The following is a 21,327-nucleotide window of genomic DNA, read 5'->3' on the forward strand; positions in this document are numbered from 1 at the left end:
GATTTCCTGCGTACTCGCGGGCCGCGCAGGCCCGAGTCGGGGATGTCCCTGAGGTGACCCTGGGATTTGCTCCCGGCGCTTGCGGCGGGGCCACTCGCGATATATCGTGAATACGTCAACATCGCGATATATCGCGAGTCACCGAGGGCTCCGCCGGAGCCCGAACGCACGAACGACGTACGAAACGTACCCACGTACACGACGCAAGGAGCGCGAGAGCATGGCACAGGAGAAGTGGCTCATCCAGCCCGGCGAGAGCCGCACGATCGACGTGGAGCTCGTCCGCTCCCTCAAGGTCGGGCTGCTCGGCGGCCAGATCGACATCATCGGTCACGACGAGCCGGGGGCGCGGGTGGAGGTCCACTCGGTTTCCGGCCGCGACCTCAAGGTCAGCATCGACGGCGACCGCCTCGAAATCGACCACCCGCAGTTGCGGTGGGACAACTTCATCGACGTGTTCAAGTCGATGAGGTCCAGCGCCCGCGCCGACATCAGCGTGCTGGTGCCGCGTGACGTCGCCCTCAAGTTCGGCGTGGTCTCCGCCGGAGCCCTCATCTCGGGCCTGAAGACCGACGCCCGGCTCAGCACGGTCTCCGGCGATGTCGTCATCGACGGCCTCGAAGGCGACCTGGAGCTCAACTCCGTGAGCGGCGAGCTGTCCGCCCGCGGCCACACCGGCCGCATCAGCGCGCACACGGTCTCGGGGGACATCACCGCGACCGGCGCCATCCCGCGCTTCAGCGCCGACGGCGTCTCCGCCGACATCATGGTGGACATCACGGGCACACCCGACGAGGTCCAGATCAACACCGTCTCGGGTGACACGACCATCCGCATCCCGGAGGCGCTCGGCGCCCGCTACCGCGCCAACACCGTCTCCGGCCGGGTCCAGCTCGACAACGTCATGGTCGTCGGATCCGCCGGAAAGGGGTACACGGCGACCACCGGCAGCCTCGACGGCTACTGGGTGGACATCACGGTCAACTCGGTCTCAGGCGCTGTGTCGGTGCTCCGCAGCTCCGCGGCTCAGGAGGAGGCGTCGGCGTGACCCCCGTCTTCGCCCACGGCAGCCTCCGCCTGTACCTGCTGAGCCTCCTGGCGGAGGAGCCGCGCCACGGCTACGAGCTCATCCAGGCGCTGAGCGATCGCTTCGGCGGCACGTACGTGCCGAGCGCCGGCACCATCTACCCCCGGCTGGCGAAGCTGGAGGAGGAGGGGCTGGTCACCAAGACCACCGACGGGCGCAAGACGGTCTACGCAATCACCGACGCCGGCCGCGCCGAGCTCGCGGCCCGCGAGCCCGAACTGGACGCGATCGAGGACGAGGTCACCGATTCCGTCCGCCGGCTCGCCGACGAGGTCCGCGCGGGCGTGAACGACGCCATGCGCACCCTGCGCGCCGAGCTGGCCTCGGCGGCGCGGGAGGCCAAGCGCGACGCGACCCGTGTCGACCCGCGGCAGGAGGCGCGCGAGGCCGGCCGCGACGCTCGGGCGGCGGCAAACGCCGCGGCGCGGGAGGCGGAGGTCGCGATCAACGAGTTCCGCCAGCAGCTCCGCACCGACCTGCGCTCGCAGGCGGCACGCGGCGGCCTCCCGGAGAGCGTCGTGCCCCTTCTCAAGGAGGAGCTGACGCGCGTGCGGCGCGCGATCGTCGAGGCGATCGGCAGCAGCTGAACCGCCCGGTGAGAGCGGGTTTTGAGAACAGTTCCCCAGAAAGTCCCAGCCCACGCTCATCTCACTCCCAGTGAGGCCGATGACGGGCCGACTTCCGCGAGAATCCGCGGAAACGGATGCTCTGCGGGGTGCCGACCCAGTGTTGGCGGAATCGCCTTCCGGCGACGACGCGACGCGCCGATTTGACAGCGTTTTGGCAGCGAGTATTCTCGTCCCTCGTGACAAATGAGGGGAGATCCCCGAAGCGGTGGCTGATCGGAGACCCGCTTCCGAGCGAGAAGCTCGAAGGACAGCTACTCCCGAAGCACCTCGCGCTACCCATCTTCGCGTCCGACGCACTCTCGAGTGTCGCCTACGCTCCGCAGGAACTTCTGATGATCCTGCTGCTCGGCGGTCTGTCGTTCCTGACGTTCGCTCCGTGGGTGGCTGCGGCGGTCGTGGTCCTGATGGTGACGGTGGTGCTGAGCTACCGCCAGCTCGTCAAGGCCTACCCCTCCGGAGGCGGTGACTACGAGGTCGCGCACAAGAACCTCGGTGAGAAGGCCGGCCTGATCGTGGCCTCCGCCCTCTTGGTCGACTACGTGCTGACCGTCGCGGTGTCGGTCGCGTCCGGCGTGGACAACGTCATCTCCGCGCTGCCGTTCCTCGCGTCGTGGCGGGTGGGGCTCGCGGTGCTCTGCGTCATCATCCTCGCCGCGGTCAACCTCCGCGGGGTGCGGGAGTCGAGCAAGGCGTTCGCGCTCCCCACCTACATCTTCATCGGCAGCATCTTCGTGATGGTCGTCACGGCGCTGGTCCGCACCGTGCTCGGCCACGCGCCTGTCGCCGAGTCGGCCGCTTACACCGTGCACACGAGCAGCGTCACGCAGGCCGCGATGGTGCTGCTGCTGCTGCGCGCGTTCTCCAGCGGCTGTTCCGCTCTGACCGGTGTGGAGGCCGTCGCCAACGGCGTCCCGGCGTTCCGCACGCCCAAGATCCGCAACGCCCGCACCACGCTGGCGATGATGGGCGGTATCGCGATCGTCCTGTTCGCCGGTCTCACCGCCACGGCCCTGATCAGCGGCGTGCACTACGCAGAGAACCCCTGCGACCTCCAGGGTTGGGCGCAGTGCGCGACCTCCCCGCAGCGCTCGCTCATCGCGCAGATCGCCGCGGCGACGTTCGGCAACAACACCTTCTTCTTCTTCATCGTGCAGGCCGCCACCGCCGTCGTGCTGCTGCTCGCCGCGAACACCGCGTTCAACGGCTTCCCGCTGCTCGGCTCGGTGCTCGCCCGCGACTCCTACGCCCCGAAGGCGCTCAACACCCGCGGCGACCGCCTCGTCTACTCGAACGGCATGATCCTGCTGGCGCTCGCCGCGACGGTCCTGCTGCTCGTCTACCAGGCGAACCTGACCCAGCTCATCCAGCTCTACATCATCGGTGTGTTCGTCTCGTTCACCCTCGGCCAGTCCGGGATGGTGAAGCACTGGGTCACGCTGCTGCGCGGCAGCGGCACTGACGGCAACGCGGTGATCGGCGCGCGCGAGCGGAGCAGCATCGTGCGGTCGCTCTGCATCAACGCGTTCGGCGCGACGCTGACCTTCGTCGTGCTCATCGTCGTCACGATCACGAAGTTCACTCACGGGGCGTACCTCGTGTTCATCTTCATGCCGATCCTCTGGTTCCTGATGCTCGGAGTGAACCGGTACTACCGGGATGTCGAGAAGGAGGTCGAGGTCGACCCGGTCACGACCTTCGGCAGCGTCGGCGACCACGCGGTCGTCCTCATCGGCAAGATGCAGAAGCCGGCCCTCAAGGCGCTGGACTACGCGATCGCCGCCCGCCACGACTCGATCGAGGCCGTGCACGTCTCCATCGAGGAGGAGGCGACCCAGAAGCTGCAGCGGCAGTGGATCGAGCAGAACATCCACGTCCCGCTGACGATCATCGAGTCGCCGTACCGCGAGTTCGGCGTGCCGCTGATCAAGTACCTCAAGCACCGCCGCGAGGAGCACGGCTCCGAGGTCGTGACCGTGTACCTGCCGCAGTACATCGTCGGCCACTGGTGGGAGTCGCTGCTGCACAACCACCGCGCCCGCCGGCTGAGCAAGCAGCTCATGCTGTGCCACGGCGTCACCGTGGCGCTCGTGCCGTGGCTGCTCGACTCGTCGTCGCTGATCTACGGCCGCCGCTCGCGCCCGCTGCCGGGCCAGGACCGCCGTGGCGAGCCGGTGCGCCCGGTCGCGCGGCGCCCGCTGACGCCGGCCTCGGCCGCGCGTGCGCGGATCCACATCCACCCGACGCCCATCACGCTCGGGCAGCAGAGCGAATTCGCGGCGCCGGGCGAGCTGGCGGTGCCGCCGGTGGGTGCCGAGGATCGGACGTCGCAGGGCTCGGACGAGCAGCAGACCGTGCCGGCCCGGGCGAAGCGGTAGCGCGCGCCTACAACCGCAGCGCCGGCCCGTGTCCCGGCAGCACCCAGCGGGCGTCGCACAGGCTGAGCCGCCGCGCGCTCGCCTCCGCTCCGTCGACGTCGTGGTGGAAGAACGTCGGTAGCTGTTGCAGCTCCCCTCGGCGGCGAGCAGGGCGTGCCCGGTCACGATCGCATCGCCCGTGATCAGAACCTCGGCGTCCGGTTCGAAGAAGCAGACGTGGCCCGTCGTGTGGCCGGGCGTGGGCACCACCTCCAGGCGGTGCCCGGTCGACAGCTCGAGCACGTCGGCGGCGATCGCCTGCGCGGACGGGACGCCGACGTCGCCGAGGCCGCCCGCACGGATGGCCGACACCGCCCAGGGGATGGTGCCGCGGCGGAGCGCGACCGGCATCAGGTCGGCGACGGTGACCTGCTCGGTGATCTCGCGACGGACGTTCGGCAGCTCGCTCGCGGTGGCCAGCACCTCCACGCCGAAGCGCTCGCTGTAGTCGCGCGCCGGTCCCAGGTGGTCGGAGTGTCCGTGCGTCACGATGATGCGGGTGAGCGCGGAGACATCGAGCCCGGTCGAGCGGATCGACTTCTCGACCAGGGGGCGGTCGGCCGGATAGCCGCAGTCCACCAGCTCGACGTGTCCCCGGCCGTGGAAGACCGTCCAGTTGGAGGCGGGGCCCTCGACGAAGAGGATGCCCGGAGCGACGGCAGTCAGCGAACGGAGATCACGCACAAGCACGACAGTATCGCGCCGGCACTTGACCTTGACGTAACGTCAACCTCTACCGTGGTCTTTCAGCACCCCACGAGAGGAGACGGACATGGTGGAGACGACCGTGGACTGGAGCATCCAGGACATCGCGCGCATCGCCGGGACGACGAGCAGGACGCTGCGTCACTACGACGAGCTCGGCCTGCTTCCGCCGAGCCGGATCGCCGCGAACGGCTACCGTCACTACGACCGCGACTCCCTCGTGCGGCTGCAGCGCATCCTCCTGCTGCGGGACCTCGGGCTCGGCCTCCCGGCCATCGCACGCGTGCTCGACAGCAGGCAGGATGCGGTCCCCGCCCTGCGCGACCACCTGACGTGGCTACGCAGCGAGCGGGAACGGCTGGCGCGGCAGATCGCGTCGGTCGAGTCGACGATCCACGCTGTGGAGGAAGGAGGGGAGATCGTGGCTGAGGAGATGTTCGACGGCTTCGACCACACCCAGTACAAGGAGGAGGTCGAGGAGCGCTGGGGGAAGGACGCGTACGCCGCCTCGGACCGGTGGTGGCGCGGCATGACCGCCGAGGAGCGCGCCGGCTGGCAGCAGCGGCAGAAGGCGCTCGCCGCCGACTGGACGGCCGCCGCCGCGCGCGGGGTGGACCCGGCGTCGGAGGAGGCGCAGACGCTCGCCCGCCGGCACGCCGAGTGGCTGGCCGACATCCCCGGCACGCCCGGCTACGGCACGGGCGCCCCGCCGGCCGCGTACCTGACCGGACTCGGCGACATGTACGTCGCCGACCCGCGCTTCGCCGCCGACTACGGCGGAACCGAGGGCGCCGCCTTCGTCCGCGACGCCCTCCGCCTCTACGCCGCCTCCCTGTCCTGAGCAGTCGCTTCCTCACTTTCTCCCGCAAAACGCCGGGCGCGAGCGGGAGAAAGTGAGGAACTGATGGCTGCTCGGCTGGGCTAGGCGCGGCGGGGGTGGGTGCGACGGGCGCGGCCGGTGAGGCGGTCGTCGAGCCAGTGCGCCTCGATGAGGCGGGAGGGGCGGCGCGGGGCCGCGGGTTCGGCGGGGCCACGGTCGGGCTGCGGGCCGCGCACCAGCGGGGAGGCGGCGCGGTCGATCGCGCGCGAGCGGGTCGCCGCGTCGGACTCGAGCAGGATGCCGTCTCGCACGTCGAAACGGACGGCATCCCGCTCGTCCGCACCCTCCGCGCGGAGGCCGAGGCCCTGCTCCGCCGTGCCTTCGAGCTCGCCCTCCAGCTCGGCGTCCGCGGGTGCGGGCTCCGGCATCCGGATCGCGAAGAACGGGAGGGTGAGACTGCACAGCGGCCCGACCAGCAGCGCGAACGCGAGCGTCCCCACGCCGACGTTGCCGCCGAGGAACCAGCCGATGATGAGCACCGTGACCTCGATCGCGGTCCGCACCGCCCAGATCGGCCGGCCGGTGCGGGCGTGGAGGCCGGTCATCAGCCCGTCGCGCGGCCCGGGCCCCAGCTTCGGCCCGATGTAGAGGCCGGTGGCGACCGCGAGCAGCAGGAGGCCGGCGGCGAAAGCCAGCACCTGCGCCCAGAGCACCGTCAGCTGCGGGATGATCCAGAGCCCGAGCTGCGCGCTCGGGCCGACCAGGAGGACGTTGAGCACGGTCCCGAGCCCGGGCCGCTGCCGCAGCGGGATCCAGAAGGCCAGCACCACGAGGCCGACCAGGTTGGTCACGAGCCCGAACGGGATGCCCGTCTTGTATGACACCCCCTGCGCCAGCACGTCCCACGGCGAGACGCCGATCCCGGCGCGCACCATCAACGCGATGGCGATGCCGTACAGGAACAGCCCGACCAGGAGCTGAGCCAGGCGCCGGGTGAGAAGGAAGCGGGACATGCTGATAATCCAATCGCTCGATTGGCCTTACATCAAGATGCCAATCCGGATAAAGTGGCCCGCATGCCCGACGCTCAACTCACCGCCCGCTCCCTCGAGTCGCTGCTCGGCGACTGGCGCGGCGCGGCCCCCGGCTACCAGTCGCTCGCCGACCGCGTCCGCCTGCTGGTGCTGGACGGCCGCATCCCGATCGGGACGCGCCTCCCCGCCGAGCGGGACCTCGCCGGCCGGCTCGACCTGAGCCGCACCACGGTCAGCGCGGCCTACCGGCACCTCCGGGAGGGCGGCTTCCTCGACAGCGTGCGCGGCTCCGGCAGCGTCGCGCGCCTCCCCGGACCGGCGCTCGCCCTCCCGATCGCCGGCGGCGAGGGGATGCTCGACTTCACCAAGGCCGCCCTGCCCGCCGCGGCCTCCCTCCCGGCCGCCGCACGCGCCGCCGCCGAAGAGCTGCCGCACTTCCTCCCGGACTCCGGCTACGACCCGGTCGGCCTCCCGCACCTCCGCCAGGCGATCGCCGACCGCTATGCCGAGCGCGGCCTCCCGACGACGGCGGACCAGGTGCTCGTCACGGTCGGCGCGCAGCAGGCCATCGCGCTCATCGCCCGCACCTTCCTGTCGCGCGGCGACCGTGCGCTGGTGGAGATGCCCACCTACCCGCACGCGACCGAGGCGCTCCGGCTGGCCGGCGCGCGGCTCCTGCCGATCACGGTCACGCCCCCGGAGGACGCGCCGCTCGCGCTCGCACCGGACGGCAGCGCACCCGCCGAGGAGGACGGCTGGGACGCCGACGCCGCAGAGCAGGCGATCCGGCGGGCGAGCCCGGCGCTGGCCTACCTGATCCCGGACTTCCACAACCCCACGGGGGCCTCCATGTCGCCAGCCACCCGCGAGCGCATCCTCGCCGCCGCGGCCGCGCACGGGACCATCGTGGTCGGCGACGAGACGACGGCCGACCTCGACATCGACCGGGTGGGCGAGTTCCTGCCGCTGCCGCGCTACGCCCATCGCAAGGCCGGCGATCCGCCCGTGCTGCTCATCGGCTCGGCCTCCAAGAGCCTGTGGGGCGGCCTCCGGATCGGCTGGATCCGCGCCGAGCGCCCTCTGATCCAGCGGCTGATCGCGGCCAAGCCGTCGACCGACCTCGGCACACCCATGATCGAGCAGCTCGTCGTCGCCCGGATGCTGCCGCAGACCCTCGAGATCCGCGAAGAGCGGCGCGTGCAGCTCGCCGCGGGGCGGGAGACCGTGCGCCGGCTGGCGGCGGAGGTCTTCCCCGAGTGGCGCATCCCCCGACTGCACGGTGGCCTCGCCGCGTGGATCGGGATCGGCGCGCCGGTCAGCTCGGCGCTCGCGCTCGCCGCCCGCAACCACGGCCTCCTCATCGCCGCCGGTCCGCGGTTCGGGCTCGACGGCGCCTTCGAGCGGTTCCTGCGCGTGCCGATCACGTACAGCGAGGAGGAGACGCGGCGTGCGTTCACGGCGCTGGAGCGGGCCTGGGCGGTCGCCTCGGTCGAGCCGGCGCCTTACTACGACGCGGCGGCGCTCCCCAACGTGGTGTGACACTCCTCCGCCGATAGGGCCTCCACTGGTACGGCTCCGCGCCGGGAGACGTCGTACCTGGGGATGAGGAAGTTGCACAGCCTGCAATGAGATACTTTGGCAGCGCCGCCGCCGTCGCGTGCCAAGCACTCACATTCGCCAAGGGGACCCTCCGTGCACTATCTCGCCGTTCTCAGCATGAAGAACCGCGCCCTGATCGCGCTCATCACGATCGTGGCCGCCCTCTTCGGCGGGTACGCGCTCACCAGCCTGAAGCAGGAGCTGGCGCCGTCGATCACGTTCCCGCAGCTCGTCGTGCTCTCCAGCTACCCCGGCGCGTCCCCCGAGGTCGTCAACCACGACGTCAGCACCCCGGTGGAGGCCGCCATCCAGGGCGTGCCCGACCTCGACTCCACGTCGGCGGTCAGCAGCACGAACCAATCGATCATCACGGCGAAGTTCACGTACGGCACCGACCTCGCGACGGCCGAGCAGAAGATCGACCAGGCGATCAACCGGATCAAGTCGACGCTGCCGTCCGGTGTGAACCCGCAAGTGCTCTCCGGCTCGATCGACGACCTCCCGGTCATCCAGCTCGCCGTGAGCAGCGACACCGACCAGCGGACCCTCGGCGACGACATCACCAAGCTCGCGCTGCCCGACATCAAGGCGGTCACCGGCGTCAACGACGCCCAGCTCGTCGGCGAGGTCGGCCAGCGCATCACCATCACGCCGGACGCGGCCAAGCTCGCGGCGGCCGGCCTCAGCGCGTCGGCGATCAAGGACGCCCTCCAGCAGAACGGCGTGCTGCTGCCCGGCGGGTCGATCACCCAGAACGGCCAGACGCTCACCATCCAGTCGGGGGCGCAGTTGACGTCGGTGGCGGACATCTCGGGGCTGCCGCTGATCAAGCAAAGCACGGGCGCGAGCGGGGCCGCGGGGGCGACCGGCGGGACGGGGGCGACCGGCGGAACGGGCGCGACCGGGGGAACAGGCGGGACCTCCGGAGGGGTGCCGCCGGAGGCGCGGCCTCCAGCCAGTCGGCGGCCGCGGCCGCAGCCGCCGCGGCGAACGCCACGCCGAAGACCATCGGCGACGTCGCCACGGTCGCCCAGACCGACGACCCGACCACCTCGCTCTCCCGCGTCAACGGCAAGCCCGCGCTCACCATCGCCGTGACCAAGCTCCCGTCCGCGAACACCGTCGCCGTGTCGCACGCGGTGTCCGCGCTCGTCCCGGGCCTGGAGACCAAGCTCGGCCACAACGCCACGATCACCGTCGTGTTCGATCAGGCTCCGTTCATCACCCAGTCGATCAACTCGCTCGCCGAGGAGGGCCTGCTCGGCCTCGCGATGGCGGTCATCGTCATCCTGGTCTTCCTGTTGTCGGTGCGTTCCACGCTCGTGACCGTGGTCTCCATCCCGACCAGCGTGCTCATCACCTTCATCGTGATGTGGGCGAGCGGCTACACGCTCAACATCATCACGCTCGGCGCGCTCACGATCGCGATCGGCCGCGTCGTGGACGACTCGATCGTCGTCATCGAGAACATCAAACGGCAGCTCGTGCCCGGTGTGGACCGGGCCGTCACGATCATCCGCGCGGTGCGGGAGGTCGGCGGCGCGATCACGGCGTCCACGATCACGACGGTGGCGGTGTTCCTGCCGCTGGCGTTCGTCGGCGACGTCACGGGCGAGCTGTTCCGGCCGTTCGCGCTGACGGTCACCATCGCGCTGCTCTCGTCACTGCTGGTCGCGCTGACGATCGTGCCGGTGCTGGCCTACTGGTTCCTGCGCGCGCCGAAGGCCCGCACGAAGGAGGGCGGCGAGTTCGACGACGAGGCTGCGCACCTCTCGGTCGCGGAGGCCACGGCCTCCGGCCACGACGAGCTGGAGCACGCGTCGCGCCTGCAGCGCGGCTACCTCCCGATCATCCGCTGGACGCTGAAGCACTCCGTGCTGACCGTCGTCGCCGCGGTGATCGTGCTCATCCTGACCTTCTTCTCGGTCCCGCTCCTCAAGACCAACTTCCTCGGGTCGAGCGGCCAGAACTCGCTGACCGTGTCGCAGACGCTCCAGCCGGGCGCGAGCCTCCAGGCGAAGGACGACGCCGCTCGCACGGTGGAGGACAAGCTCCTGCACATCGACGGCGTGAAGACCGTCCAGGTCTCGATCGGCTCCAGTGGCTCGTCGCTGCGCGACGCCTTCACCGGCGGCGGCGGCGCGACCACGTTCTCGGTCACCACCGATCCGAACGCCGATCAGGACAAGCTCCAGACGACCATCCAGAACGACATGGCGTCGATCTCCGGCGCCGGCGACATCACCGTCTCCGCGTCGAGCGGTTTCGGCGGCTCCACCGACATCCAGGTGGACATCAGCGCGAGCTCGAACGCCGACCTCCAGAAGGCCACCGACTCGGTCGTCGCCGAGCTGAAGAAGCAGCAGTCGCTCAAGCAGGTCACCGACAACCTGAGCGCGTCGCTGCCGTACGTCTCCGTGAGCGTGGATCGCACGAAGGCCGCCCAGGCCGGCCTCAGCGAGGTCGCGGTCGGCACGCTGGTCTCGCAGGCGATGCAGCCGACCCAGATCGGATCGGTCGCGATCGAGAACTCGACGCTGAACATCTACCTGCAGAGCGACAACCCGCCGACCACGGTCGCCGGCCTGTCCGACCTGCCGATCCCGACGGTCAAGGGTGTCGTGCCCCTGAGCTCCGTGGCGACCGTCGCCGAGGCCAAGGGCCCGTCGACCGTGACGACCGAGCGCGGGCTGCGGACCTCCACGGTCACGGCGACGCCGGCCACCGACAACCTGACGACCGCCAACGCGGAGGTCACCAAAGCGCTCACGGACGCCCACCTCCCGGCGGGCGCGACGGCGAAGATCGGCGGTGTCTCGTCCAGCCAGTCGAGCGCGTTCGGTCAGCTCGGGCTCGCGTTGCTGGCGGCCATCCTGATCGTCTACATCGTCATGGTGGCGACGTTCCGCTCGCTGCTTCAGCCGCTGCTGCTGCTGGTCTCGGTGCCGTTCGCGGCGACCGGGGCCATCCTGCTCCAGCTCGCCTCGGGCATCCCGCTCGGCGTCGCCTCGCTCATCGGTGTGCTGATGCTGATCGGCATCGTGGTGACCAACGCGATCGTGCTCATCGACCTCGTCAACCAGTACCGCGCCCGTGGGCTGACGGTGAGCGACGCGGTCGTGCACGGCGCCTCCCGCCGGCTGCGCCCCATCCTGATGACCGCGCTCGCCACCATCGCCGCGCTGACCCCGATGGCGCTCGGCGTCACCGGGCATGGCGGTTTCATCTCGCAGCCGCTCGCGATCGTGGTGATCGGCGGCCTGATCTCCTCCACCGTGCTGACCCTGGTGGTGCTGCCGACGCTGTACAACCTCGTGATGGGGGCGCGCGAGCGCCGCATCGCGCGAAGGGCTGCGAAGGGCGGCGGCGCGGCCGGCGCCGGTGAACCCGGTACGCCCCCGGCGGTTCCGCGCCCGACGGCACGTCTCCGGAGCCACCGGTGTTCACGACTCCCGCGGGCGGCCGCCAGCTCTGACATCCCCCTGCCGCAGGGCACGTCAACGCCCCTGAAACCGCGTGCTAGGGCCATTGGCGCGCCCCTCGGCGTCGCGGGGTTGGGAAAGTGTCCGGGATTCCAGACAGGGGAGACGGGCGCCGGGGCGTCGGCGCGGGCAGGCATTGCTAGCGTCGCGGTATGAGCCTCTCCGTCGATCCCCTCTGGCCCCGTGCCGGTTCCTGGCCGTCGCTCGCCGACCTCCCGGACGACCAGGTCGACCTGGCGCTGATCGGCCTCCCGACCTGGCGGACATCGCTGTCGCCGACGGGGGCGCACGCGACGCCGGGCGCCGTGCGGGAAGCGCTCCAGCGGTACTCGCTGCACGCACCAGAGCTGGCGGTCGAGGCACTGCGGTTCGCCGACGCCGGCGACGTGGTGGAGCCCGACGGCCCCGAGGGCGAGCGCCGGGCGATCGGCGCCGTGCGGGAGGCCGTCTCGCGCTCGCGTCTGACCGTCGCGGTCGGCGGCGACAACTCCCTCACCGTCCCGGCTTCGCTCGGCGCCTGGGGCGACGAGGTGTCGACCGCCGGGCTCGTGACGCTCGACGCCCACCACGACCTGCGCGACGGCGTCTCCAACGGCTCGCCGGTGCGTCGCCTGGTGGAGGCCGGCCTCGCCGGGCGCCGGATCGTCCAGATCGGCATCGCCGACTTCGCCAACTCGGCCGCGTACGCGTTGCGGGCGCTGGAGTACGGCATCACCGTCATCCCGCGCGACGACCTCCACCACCGCCCGATCGACGACGTGATGGCCGAGGCGCTGGAGGTCGCCGGCGCTGCGGGAGGCCCCGTCCACGTCGACCTGGACGTGGACGTGTGCGACCGATCCGTCGCCCCCGGTTGCCCGGCCTCGGTGCCGGGCGGGCTCGCGGCCTGGGAGCTGCGGCGGTTCGCGCGGCTCGCGGGTGCGGACTCCCGTGTCCGCTCGATCGACATCGCGGAGGTCGACGCGACCGCGGACACCCCCGACCAGCGCACGGTCCGCCTCGCGGCGCTGCTGGTGCTGGAGGCGGCGGCGGGGCTGGCGTCACGCTGACTCGGCGCGGCTACTGCGGCGGCGGGAAGCCGGGGGCGGCAGGCGGAGGTGCGTTCGTCGCAGGAGGCACGCCGGCCGGCTGAGCGTGCGGCGCTGTACCGGGCTGCGGCGGAGTCGTGCCCGGCTGCGGCGCCAGCGGGGACCGCTCGGCTGCGGCCACTGCTGGTGCGCGTACGCCTGCGGCGGAAGGGGAACCGCGACCGCTTGGGGCGCCCGGGGGTGCGCGTGGCTCCCCGCATCCGGGAACGGGTACGGCGGATAGGTCCGCAGCTCCGGACCCGGTGGCTGGTCTCCACGCGCCGCCGGTTTCGCCTCGAACGCCCGCACGATCAGCGGGATGACCGCCGCCACCGCCGCGACGAGGGTCGTCGCCGCCGACAGCCGCCACCACCAGTCCGGCCACGTCGCCGCCGGGAGGATCGCCGGGAGGGCGAGCACCAGCGCGGTCGCCCACATGAGCGCGAGCGACACCACGCCGCCGATCGACGACACGCGGGAGGAGGCCCGCGTCACGAAGCGCAGCCCGTACACCTGGGTCAGCAGCAACGCCATGCGGGCGAGTACCACGACCCCGGCGAAGCGCCAGAACTGCTCCGCCCAGACCCGCGCGTCCGCAGTGTCGTCGGGCTGGAGGATGCCGTTCCACAGCTTCAGCAGCCCGACTGCGACCAGGGCGGCGTTGGTGATGGTCGACGCCGGGAGGTACCAGCGGTTGGGGCCGTTCGACACCGTCGCGTCCAGCGCGACGGCTCCGGCGAACGCGCCGACGAGCAGGAGAGTCAGCCACGCGCGGCCGGCGATGTTCGCCTGGTCTCCGACGACGATCAGGACCGCCCCGAACACCGCGGACGTCGCCAGCACCCCGATCGTCAGGTACAGCGCCAGCCTGCGCGCGCGCGGTCGGCTGGTTTCGGCGTCGGTCGCGGCTTCATCTTGGAATGTCACACTCCAGGGTAACCTATCACCGCCCTCAGGCGAAGTGCGTGCGTGTCACCAGCGGCACCCCGGGCCGGTAGGCGAGGTGCACGTACGAGGGCGCGTCCAGCACAACGTAGTCCGCCCGTGCTCCTGGGCGCAGGTGGCCGACGTCCTCCCGGCGCAGCGCCTCCGCGCCGCCGAGCGTCGCAGCCCGCAGGGCCTCCGCCACCGTCATCCTCATGTCGCGCACCGCGACCGCGATGCAGAACGGCATCGACGACGTGAACGACGAGCCCGGGTTGCAGTCGCTGGCCAGCGCCACCTGCACGCCGGCGTCGATGAGGCGACGGGCGTCGGGGTACGGGTGCCGGGTCGAGAACTCGACGCCGGGCAGGAGGGTCGCGACCGTCCGCGACCCCGCCAGGAGCGACACGTCGCGGTCGGTGAGGTAGGTGCCGTGGTCGACGCTCGCGGCGTCCAGCTCGACCGCCAGCGCGACGCCGTCGCCCGGGCCGAGCTGGCTCGCGTGCACGCGCACGCCGAGGCCGCGCGCGGCGCCGGCCTCCAGGATGCGCCTCGACTGGGCGACCGTGAAGGCGCCGGTCTCGCAGAACACGTCGACCCAGCGGGAGTGCGGCGCGCAGGCGTCCAGCATCGGACCGGTGACCAGGTCCACGTACGCCTCCGGGTCGGACGCGAACTCGGCCGGCACCACGTGCGCGCCGAGGAACGTGGTCTCCGCCGTGACCTCGCGGGCGATCCGGAGGATGCGCGCCTCGTCCTCCACGGTCAGGCCGTATCCGCTCTTGACCTCGAAGGTCGTCGTGCCCTGCGCGCGCAGCTCGCGCACGAAACCGGCCAGCCGCCGGCGCAGCTCGTCGTCGGATGCCGCTCTCGTCGCGGCCACGGTGCCGCGTATGCCGCCGGCGGAATACGGCCGGCCGGCCATCCGCGCTTCGAACTCCGCCGAACGGTCGCCGCCGAAGACGAGGTGCGTGTGGCTGTCGACGAAGCCGGGGATGACGGCCGCGCCGCCCGCGTCCACGACCTCGTCGGCGTGCGCGCGCGGCGCCGCCGACGCGGGCCCGGTCCACTCGACCCGACCGTCCACCTCCAGAAGGGCCGCGTCGGGGAGGATGCCGAGCGGCCCGGGGTGGGCGGGGTCCAGTGTGACGAGCTCGGCGATCCCGGTCAGCAGCGTCGCGCGGGACATCAGGCGACCGGACCGGAGGAGACGGCGGCTTCCTGCATGGGGATGCGCAGCCCGCGCTCTCGCGCGACCTCCGCCGCGTGCTCATAACCGGCGTCGACGTGCCGCATGACGCCGGTGCCCGGGTCGTTGGTGAGCACGCGCTCGATTTTCTCGGCCGCGAGCGGGGTGCCGTCGGCGACGACGACCTGCCCGGCGTGGATGCTGCGCCCGATCCCGACCCCGCCGCCGTGGTGCAGCGACACCCAGGTCGCCCCCGACGCGGTGTTCAGCAGCGCGTTGAGCAGCGGCCAGTCGGCGATCGCGTCCGAGCCGTCCTTCATCGCCTCGGTCTCGCGGTAGGGCGAGGCCACCGAACCGGAGTCGAGGTGGTCGCGGCCGATCACGATCGGGGCCGAGAGCTCGCCCGAGGCGACCATCTCGTTGAACTTCAGCCCGGCCAGGTGGCGCTCCTTGTAGCCGAGCCAGCAGATCCGCGCGGGGAGGCCCTCGAAGTGCACCTTCTCGCCGGCCTGGGTGATCCAGCGGCGAAGCTTCTGGTCGTCGGGGAACAGCTCCAGGATGGCGCGATCGGTCGCCGCGATGTCCGCCGGGTCGCCGGAGAGCGCCGCCCACCGGAACGGGCCGCGGCCCTCCTCGAACTGCGGCCGGATGTAGGCGGGCACGAAGCCGGGGAACGCGAACGCGCGATCGAAGCCGCCGAGCTGGGCCTCGGTGCGGATGGAGTTGCCGTAGTCGAAGACCTCGGCGCCCGCGTCGAGGAAGCCGACCATCGCCTCCACCTGCTTCGCCATCGACAGGCGCGCGGCGATGGTGAAGGCCTCCGGGTCGGCGGCGGCGCGGTCGTGCCACTCCTCGACCGTCACGCCCTCCGGGAGGTAGCTCAGCGGGTCGTGCGCGCTGGTCTGGTCGGTGACGATGTCGATCGCCACGCCGCGGCGCAGCAGCTCGGGGAAGACCGTGGCGGCGTTGCCCACCAGGCCGACCGAGAGGGCGCGGCGCTCGTCCTTGGCGGCGAGCACTCGGGCGACGGCGTCGTCCAGGTCGTCGGTCAGCTCGTCCAGGTAGCCGTGGTCGACGCGGCGCTGCAGGCGGGTGCGGTCGACGTCCACGATCAGCACCACGCCGCCGTTGAGGGTGACGGCCAGCGGCTGAGCGCCGCCCATCCCGCCGCAACCGCCGGTGAGGGTGAGGGTGCCCGCCAGGCTCCCACCGAACCTCTTGTCGGCGATCGCCGCGAACGTCTCGTAGGTGCCCTGCAGGATGCCCTGGGAGCCGATGTAGATCCAGGAGCCCGCGGTCATCTGGCCGTACATGGTCAGGCCCAGTGCCTCCAGGCGGCGGAACTCCGGCCAGGTCGCCCAGTCGCCCACGAGGTTGGAGTTGGCGATGAGCACGCGCGGCGCCCACTCGTGCGTGCGGAACACGCCGACCGGCTTGCCGGACTGCACCAGCAGCGTCTCGTCGGCCTCCAGGTCGCGGAGGGTGGCGACGATCGCGTCGAAGGCCTCCCAGCTGCGTGCGGCGCGGCCGGTGCCGCCGTAGACGACCAGGTCGTCGGGGCGCTCGGCGACCTCCGGGTCGAGGTTGTTCATCAGCATGCGCAGCGGCGCCTCGGTCTGCCAGCTCTTCGCGCTGAGCTCGGTGCCGCGCGGCGCGCGCACGGGTCGCGATCCCTGCATCATCAGGTCCTTTCTGTTCGTATGGTCCCGCCCGCAGCCATCTGTTCCTCACTTTCTCCCGCTTCCCTCCTGCGTGTCGCGGGAGAAAGTGAGGAAGCGATGGCTGGGGGCGGGAGGTCAGGAGAGGTCGGTGGTGGTGCGGGCGGCGGAGGCGGCGGCGCCGGAGGCGACGAAGGCGACGGCGGCCTCGATCTCGGGCGAGAGGTGGCGGTCCGGGCCGGGGCCGGGGACGGAGGCGCGCAGCGCCTCGGTGACCGCGCCGGTTGCCGGGCCCTGACGCAGCGGGGCGCGGAGGTCGGCGCCGCGCGCGGCGGTCATCAGCTCGATCGCGAGCACGCGGGCCAGCCCGTCGATCGCGCGGCGCAGCTTGCGGGCGGCGGCCCAGCCCATCGAGACATGGTCCTCCTGCATCGCGGACGACGGGATGCTGTCCACCGAAGCGGGCACGGCCAGACGCTTGAGCTCCGAGACGATCCCTGCCGCGGTGTACTGCGCGATCATCAGGCCGGAGTCGACGCCGACCTCGTGCGCGAGGAACGGCGGCAGCCCCTGGTTGCGCGCCGGGTCGAGGAAGCGGTCGGTGCGGCGCTCCGACATGCTCGCGACGTCGGCGATGACGATCGCGAGGAAGTCGAGCACGTACGCGACCGGCGCGCCGTGGAAGTTGCCGTTCGACTCCACCCGGCCGTCCGGGGTGAGCACCGGGTTGTCGATGGCGGAGGCCAGCTCGCGCTCGGCGATCATCGTCGCGTGGGCGACGGTGTCCCGCGCGCCGCCGTTGACCTGCGGCGAGCAGCGCAACGAGTAGGCGTCCTGAACGCGCGTGCACTCAGGACCCTTGTGGCTCGCCACCAGCGGGGAGCCCGCGAGCAGCGCGCGCAGGTTCGCGGCGGAGACCGCCTGGCCGGCCTGGGGGCGCAGCCGCTGGAGGTCGGCGGCGAAGACGGCATCGGTGCCGAGCAGCGCCTCCACGCTCATCGCCGCGGTGATGTCTGCTGTGGTGAGGAGGCCGCCGAGGTCGTGCAGCGCGAGCGACAGCATCCCGAGCATTCCGTCGGTGCCGTTGATGAGCGCGAGGCCTTCCTTCTCGGCGAGGACGACGGGCTCGATGCCGGCGGCGGCGAGGGCGTCCGCCGCCTCCACGAGTTCTCCCTTGACGCGCACCTGGCCCTCGCCCATCGCCGCGAGGGCGCAGTGCGCGAGCGGCGCGAGGTCGCCCGAGCAGCCGAGCGAGCCGTACTCGCGCACGAGCGGGGTGATGCCCGCGTTGAGCAGGGCGGCATAGGTCTCGACGGTGCGGCGCTGCGCTCCGGTGCGGCCGGTCATCAGCGTCGCCAGGCGCAGCAGCATGAGGGCGCGCACGACCTCCCGCTCGACCTCCGGCCCCGACCCGGCCGCGTGCGAGCGGACGAGGGAGGCCTGGAGCTGCGCGCGGCGCTCGCCGGGGATGAACGTGGTCGCCAGTGCGCCGAAACCGGTGGAGATGCCATAGTGCGGCTCGACGTCGTCGGCGAGCGCCTCGACGATCGCGCGGGACGCCTCGACGGCTTCGAGCGCGGCGTCGTCGAGTCGGACGGGTGCGTCGTGCCGGGCCACCGCGACGACCTCGGCGATGGTGAGCGGGCGGGCGCCGACGGTGACGGGCGCGGCGTCGGCGGCGTCGCGGGAGGTGGTTGCAGAGGTGGAACCGGTGGTGAAGGCGGACATGCTCCGATCATGCGCCGGAGGCCGCTGGGCGCGCCCGGGGGTTAGGCTCATCGGTGTCCGGGATACCAGACACGCGGCCGAGCGCCGGGAGGAGCGTCCATGAGCAAGGTCCCCGCCGCGGAGAACACCCTCCGCGTCCTCGCCTACCTCGCCACGCAGCGCGGACCCGTCCCCGCCGCCGGGATCGCCGCCTCCCTCGGCCTCCCGCGCTCCACGGTCTACCACCTGCTGACCGTGCTGACCGAGCACGGTTTCGTCCTGCACTTCCCCGAAGCGCGCCGCTACGGGCTGGGCGTCGCCGCCTACGAGCTGTCGAGCGGGTTCTCCCGGCAGCAGCCGCTCAGCCGGCTCGGCCGGCCCATCGTCGCCGCGCTGGTGGACGCGATCGGCGAGTCCGGCCACGTCGCGGTGCTGCACGGCAGGGACGTCGTCTACATCGTGGAGGAGCGTGCGCCGCGGAGGCCGCGCCTTGTCACGGACGTGGGTGTGCGCCTCCCCGCGCACCTGACGGCGAGCGGCCGCGCGCTGCTGGCCTCGCTCCCCGCCGGTCAGCTTCGCGCGCTGTACCCGGACGCCGACGCGTTCGAGGACCGCACCGGCGCCGGCCCGCACTCGTACGCCGAACTCCGCCGGCTCGTCGCGGAGGCACGCGACCGCGGCTACGCCACCGAGGACGGCGACGTGACGCCCGGTTTCGCCTCCGTCGCCGTGTCGGTGCGCGACCACGCCGGCTGGCCGGCCGCCGGGATCGCCGTCACCTTCCCGCGCGCGAACGTGCCGCCCGCCGAGTGGGACGCGCTCGCCGCCCGCGTGCGCGACGCCGCAGCCGAGCTCTCCCGCCGGATCCGCGGCAGCTGACCCCGCTGACGCGCCCCTCGGAGCGTCAGCGGAGGGTGACCGTGGTGGTGTGGGCGGTGCTGTCGCGGGTGTAGTCGACCTTCACCTCGTCGCCGGCCTTGCTGGTGACCTGGATCGCGGTGAGCACGTCGATGTCGGTCGCCGGGTTGCCGTTCACCGCGGTGACCACGTCGCCGACCCGGAGACCGGCCTGCTGCGCGGGGCCGCCCGACACGACCGACTGCACGAACAGCCCGCCGTCCACGCCGAACGCCGCCGCCGCGGCGGGAGGGATCGGCACGACGGTGAGTCCGGCGTCCGGATGCGTGACCTCCCCGTGCGCGATCAGCTCGTGCGCGATCGGCAGCGCCAGCGACTCCGGCACGGCGAACCCGATCCCCACGCTGCCGGTGCTCGCGTGGCCGCTGGAGCCGGGCACGGTCGCGATCGCCGTGTTGATGCCGACGAGGCGCCCCGCGCAGTCGACGAGTGCGCCTCCCGAGTTGCCCGGGTTGATCGACGCGTCGGTCTGGATGGCGCCGGCCAGGATGGCGTTCCTGTCGTCGTCGCTGGGCACCGGGACGGTCCGCCCGAGCGCGCTGACGATGCCGGCCGTCACGGTCGAGGAGAGGCCGAGCGGGGCGCCGAGCGCGACCACCGGCCGGCCGACCACGAGCGATCCGGAGTCGCCCGTCGCGATGACCGGCAGCGGCTCGTCGGACTTCACCTTGATGACGGCCAGGTCGGTCTTCGGGTCGCGCCCGGTGAGCTCGGCGGCGAGTTCGTGGCCGTCGCTGAACCGCACCGCGAGCTTCGCACCCGACGCCGCGTCGGCGATCACGTGGTTGTTGGTCAGGATGTAGCCGTCCTCGGTGATGATCTCGCCGCTGCCGTTGCTCGACCCGCGCGCGCCCGTGACGCCGATGGTGACCACGCTCGGGAGCACGTCGTCCGCGACCCGGGCGGCGTCGCACGTGCCGCGGCCGGCGGTGATCGCGGCGAACGCGAAGCCGCCCGCGACCATCCCGCCGCCGATCAGGACCAGGGCGGAGCCGAGGACGAGCAGCGCGATCGTCCAGCCGCGCAGGGTGTTCGTGCGCGGGGCGCCCCCGTCCGGGGCGGCCGTGTTCGTGGTGGCCGTGTCCGGGGCGGTCCGGCGCAGGGTGTTCTTGTGCTCTGTCACGGTGGCCCCTCCTCGACGGTGGCGCCAGGCTAGCCGGACGGAGGGCACGGCAGAAGGGGTGTTCTCGCCCGCTCGGGTGGCCGCTACCCTTCGGGCATGGTGAGATTCCTGATCCGGGCGGCGATCTTCGTGGTCACCGCGGCGCTCGGCTTGCTGGTGGCCTCGTGGATCCTTCCCGGGTTCCATCTCGACTGGGAGGGCCTCCTGGTGGCCGTGCTGGTCTTCGCGGTGGCGCAGAGCATCCTCGCGCCTTTCATCTTCAATCTCGCCCGCAAGTACGCGTCGGCGATGCTCGGCGGGATCGGGCTCGTGTCGACGCTCGTCGCGCTGCTGGTCGCCTCGTTGCTGCCGGGCGGGATCCGGGTGGACGATTTCCTCACGTGGATCCTCGCCGCGCTCGTCGTCTGGGTGGTGACGGCGCTCGGCGGCTGGCTGCTGCCGCTGATCTTCCTCAAGAAGAAGGTGGCGGCCCGCACCTAGCTCACAGCTTTTTCGCGTAGCAGACCGAGTGCGGGTCGCCGACGTATTCGCCGAAGTTCGGGATGCGCGCATAGCCGCGGCTCTCGTACAACGCGATGGCCGCGTGCTGCAACGGGCCGGTCTCGAGTCGCAGCGTGGCGACGCCGGCGCGCGCGGCCTCGGCCTCCACCGCCGCGAGGAGGCCGCCGGCCAGTCCTCGGCCCCTGGCGTCCTCGTGGACGAACATGCGCTTGAGCTCGGCGCTGCCATCCGGCTTCCGGACGAGCGCGGCCATCCCGAGCGCCGCGCCCTCCTCGTCGCGTCCGACGAACACAGTCACGCCGGGACGCTCCAGTTCCGAGACGTCGAGCAGGTAGCAGCTCTCGGCCGGATAGAGCGAGAAGGTGAACTCGTCGCTCAGGCGCAGCAGCTCAGCGACGCCAGGGGAGCGGGCGGGCTCGACGGACACGCGGGTGGTCATGCGCCGATGCTAGCCAGGCCGTATGTCCGGC

Annotated in this window: 16 protein-coding genes and 2 pseudogenes; 10 read left to right on the plus strand and 8 right to left on the minus strand. The window is 72.0% G+C overall.

Annotated features, from left to right (window positions below):
- Nucleotides 1–220: 220 nt before the first annotated feature.
- The 3 genes from ACR5MH_RS17415 to ACR5MH_RS17425 all read left to right on the plus strand — a co-directional run bounded on the left by ACR5MH_RS17415 (nt 221) and on the right by ACR5MH_RS17425 (nt 4,091).
- Entirely contained in the window at nt 221–1,048 is an 828-nt protein-coding gene (locus ACR5MH_RS17415; RefSeq protein WP_431348337.1) for a DUF4097 family beta strand repeat-containing protein, read from the plus strand.
- Nucleotides 1,045–1,674 (plus strand): PadR family transcriptional regulator, encoded by a 630-nt coding sequence (locus ACR5MH_RS17420; RefSeq protein ID WP_431348338.1) that lies wholly within the window; start codon nt 1,045–1,047, stop codon nt 1,672–1,674. Before ACR5MH_RS17415 ends, ACR5MH_RS17420 begins: the two co-directional genes overlap by 4 nt.
- 374 nt (nt 1,675–2,048) lie before the next feature.
- Nucleotides 2,049–4,091, plus strand: a complete 2,043-nt coding sequence (locus ACR5MH_RS17425) for an APC family permease (protein WP_433861992.1) — start codon at nt 2,049–2,051, stop codon at nt 4,089–4,091.
- A 141-nt stretch (nt 4,092–4,232) separates the two neighbouring features.
- Here the strand turns inward: ACR5MH_RS17425 and ACR5MH_RS17430 are convergent.
- A pseudogene (locus ACR5MH_RS17430) lies at nt 4,233–4,820 on the minus strand (MBL fold metallo-hydrolase); the annotation flags it as partial.
- A 97-nt stretch (nt 4,821–4,917) separates the two neighbouring features.
- Here ACR5MH_RS17430 and ACR5MH_RS17435 point away from each other — a divergent pair.
- Entirely contained in the window at nt 4,918–5,676 is a 759-nt protein-coding gene (locus tag ACR5MH_RS17435; protein WP_431349450.1) for a MerR family transcriptional regulator, read from the plus strand.
- 80 nt (nt 5,677–5,756) lie between these two features.
- On the opposite strand, the gene ACR5MH_RS17440 is transcribed toward ACR5MH_RS17435, so the two are convergent.
- Nucleotides 5,757–6,668, minus strand: coding sequence for a YczE/YyaS/YitT family protein (locus ACR5MH_RS17440; protein WP_431348340.1), 912 nt, complete (start codon nt 6,666–6,668; stop codon nt 5,757–5,759).
- 63 nt (nt 6,669–6,731) lie between these two features.
- Here ACR5MH_RS17440 and ACR5MH_RS17445 point away from each other — a divergent pair, with 63 nt between their 5' ends.
- From ACR5MH_RS17445 to ACR5MH_RS17460, 4 genes and pseudogenes are all read left to right on the plus strand, one after another.
- Nucleotides 6,732–8,228 carry a PLP-dependent aminotransferase family protein gene (locus ACR5MH_RS17445; RefSeq protein WP_433861993.1) on the plus strand — a complete coding sequence of 499 codons (1,497 nt, stop codon included), beginning with the start codon at nt 6,732–6,734 and terminating at the stop codon, nt 8,226–8,228.
- Nucleotides 8,229–8,405: 177 nt separating this feature from the next.
- Entirely contained in the window at nt 8,406–9,386 is a 981-nt protein-coding gene (locus ACR5MH_RS17450; RefSeq protein WP_433862668.1) for an efflux RND transporter permease subunit, read from the plus strand.
- Nucleotides 9,293–11,926: pseudogene (locus tag ACR5MH_RS17455) on the plus strand (efflux RND transporter permease subunit); the annotation flags it as partial. The gene ACR5MH_RS17450 and the pseudogene ACR5MH_RS17455, both read left to right, overlap by 94 nt.
- On the plus strand, nt 11,923–12,819 hold the full coding sequence (locus ACR5MH_RS17460; RefSeq protein ID WP_431348341.1) for an arginase family protein: 897 nt from the start codon (nt 11,923–11,925) through the stop codon (nt 12,817–12,819). The pseudogene ACR5MH_RS17455 and the gene ACR5MH_RS17460, both read left to right, overlap by 4 nt.
- Here the strand turns inward: ACR5MH_RS17460 and ACR5MH_RS17465 are convergent.
- From ACR5MH_RS17465 to hutH, 4 genes are all read right to left on the minus strand, one after another.
- Complete coding sequence (locus ACR5MH_RS17465; protein ID WP_433861994.1) at nt 12,811–13,764, minus strand: hypothetical protein; 954 nt, start codon at nt 13,762–13,764, stop codon at nt 12,811–12,813. The two genes, ACR5MH_RS17460 and ACR5MH_RS17465, sit on opposite strands and share 9 nt — an antisense overlap.
- 25 nt (nt 13,765–13,789) lie before the next feature.
- On the minus strand, nt 13,790–14,950 hold the full coding sequence (gene hutI, locus ACR5MH_RS17470; RefSeq protein ID WP_431348343.1) for an imidazolonepropionase: 1,161 nt from the start codon (nt 14,948–14,950) through the stop codon (nt 13,790–13,792).
- The gene (gene hutU / locus ACR5MH_RS17475) at nt 14,950–16,629 is read right to left on the minus strand and encodes a urocanate hydratase (RefSeq protein WP_431348344.1); all 1,680 of its coding nucleotides are present in this window, start codon (nt 16,627–16,629) and stop codon (nt 14,950–14,952) included. The genes hutI and hutU overlap by 1 nt, the downstream gene beginning before the upstream one ends.
- A 117-nt stretch (nt 16,630–16,746) precedes the next feature.
- Nucleotides 16,747–18,336 carry a histidine ammonia-lyase gene (gene hutH / locus ACR5MH_RS17480; RefSeq protein ID WP_431348345.1) on the minus strand — a complete coding sequence of 530 codons (1,590 nt, stop codon included), beginning with the start codon at nt 18,334–18,336 and terminating at the stop codon, nt 16,747–16,749.
- A gap of 99 nt (nt 18,337–18,435) precedes the next feature.
- Between hutH and ACR5MH_RS17485 the strand changes: the two genes are divergently transcribed.
- The gene (locus tag ACR5MH_RS17485) at nt 18,436–19,194 is read left to right on the plus strand and encodes an IclR family transcriptional regulator (protein WP_431348346.1); all 759 of its coding nucleotides are present in this window, start codon (nt 18,436–18,438) and stop codon (nt 19,192–19,194) included.
- A gap of 25 nt (nt 19,195–19,219) precedes the next feature.
- On the opposite strand, the gene ACR5MH_RS17490 is transcribed toward ACR5MH_RS17485, so the two are convergent.
- On the minus strand, nt 19,220–20,356 hold the full coding sequence (locus ACR5MH_RS17490; RefSeq protein WP_433861995.1) for a S1C family serine protease: 1,137 nt from the start codon (nt 20,354–20,356) through the stop codon (nt 19,220–19,222).
- A 96-nt stretch (nt 20,357–20,452) separates the two neighbouring features.
- Between ACR5MH_RS17490 and ACR5MH_RS17495 the strand changes: the two genes are divergently transcribed.
- Entirely contained in the window at nt 20,453–20,836 is a 384-nt protein-coding gene (locus tag ACR5MH_RS17495) for a phage holin family protein (RefSeq protein ID WP_431348348.1), read from the plus strand.
- Nucleotide 20,837: 1 nt separating this feature from the next.
- On the opposite strand, the gene ACR5MH_RS17500 is transcribed toward ACR5MH_RS17495, so the two are convergent.
- Nucleotides 20,838–21,296, minus strand: a complete 459-nt coding sequence (locus ACR5MH_RS17500; protein WP_431348349.1) for a GNAT family N-acetyltransferase — start codon at nt 21,294–21,296, stop codon at nt 20,838–20,840.
- Nucleotides 21,297–21,327: the final 31 nt, after the last annotated feature.

Origin of the sequence: Streptomyces sp. L7 (assembly GCF_050990935.1) — a bacterium.
In the GTDB taxonomy this organism is placed as follows: domain Bacteria; phylum Actinomycetota; class Actinomycetes; order Actinomycetales; family Microbacteriaceae; genus Leifsonia.

What these genes read in the sequence shown, in the direction of transcription:
- ACR5MH_RS17415 (WP_431348337.1), top strand. Translation starts at nt 221, where the DNA reads ATGGCACAGGAGAAGTGGCTCATCCAGCCCGGCGAGAGCCGCACGATC.
- ACR5MH_RS17425 (WP_433861992.1), top strand. Translation starts at nt 2,049, where the DNA reads ATGATCCTGCTGCTCGGCGGTCTGTCGTTCCTGACGTTCGCTCCGTGG.
- ACR5MH_RS17440 (WP_431348340.1), bottom strand. Translation starts at nt 6,668, where the DNA reads ATGTCCCGCTTCCTTCTCACCCGGCGCCTGGCTCAGCTCCTGGTCGGG.
- ACR5MH_RS17445 (WP_433861993.1), top strand. Translation starts at nt 6,732, where the DNA reads ATGCCCGACGCTCAACTCACCGCCCGCTCCCTCGAGTCGCTGCTCGGC.
- ACR5MH_RS17450 (WP_433862668.1), top strand. Translation starts at nt 8,406, where the DNA reads ATGAAGAACCGCGCCCTGATCGCGCTCATCACGATCGTGGCCGCCCTC.
- ACR5MH_RS17460 (WP_431348341.1), top strand. Translation starts at nt 11,923, where the DNA reads ATGAGCCTCTCCGTCGATCCCCTCTGGCCCCGTGCCGGTTCCTGGCCG.
- hutI (WP_431348343.1), bottom strand. Translation starts at nt 14,950, where the DNA reads ATGTCCCGCGCGACGCTGCTGACCGGGATCGCCGAGCTCGTCACACTG.
- hutU (WP_431348344.1), bottom strand. Translation starts at nt 16,629, where the DNA reads ATGCAGGGATCGCGACCCGTGCGCGCGCCGCGCGGCACCGAGCTCAGC.
- hutH (WP_431348345.1), bottom strand. Translation starts at nt 18,336, where the DNA reads ATGTCCGCCTTCACCACCGGTTCCACCTCTGCAACCACCTCCCGCGAC.
- ACR5MH_RS17485 (WP_431348346.1), top strand. Translation starts at nt 18,436, where the DNA reads ATGAGCAAGGTCCCCGCCGCGGAGAACACCCTCCGCGTCCTCGCCTAC.
- ACR5MH_RS17495 (WP_431348348.1), top strand. Translation starts at nt 20,453, where the DNA reads ATGGTGAGATTCCTGATCCGGGCGGCGATCTTCGTGGTCACCGCGGCG.
- ACR5MH_RS17500 (WP_431348349.1), bottom strand. Translation starts at nt 21,296, where the DNA reads ATGACCACCCGCGTGTCCGTCGAGCCCGCCCGCTCCCCTGGCGTCGCT.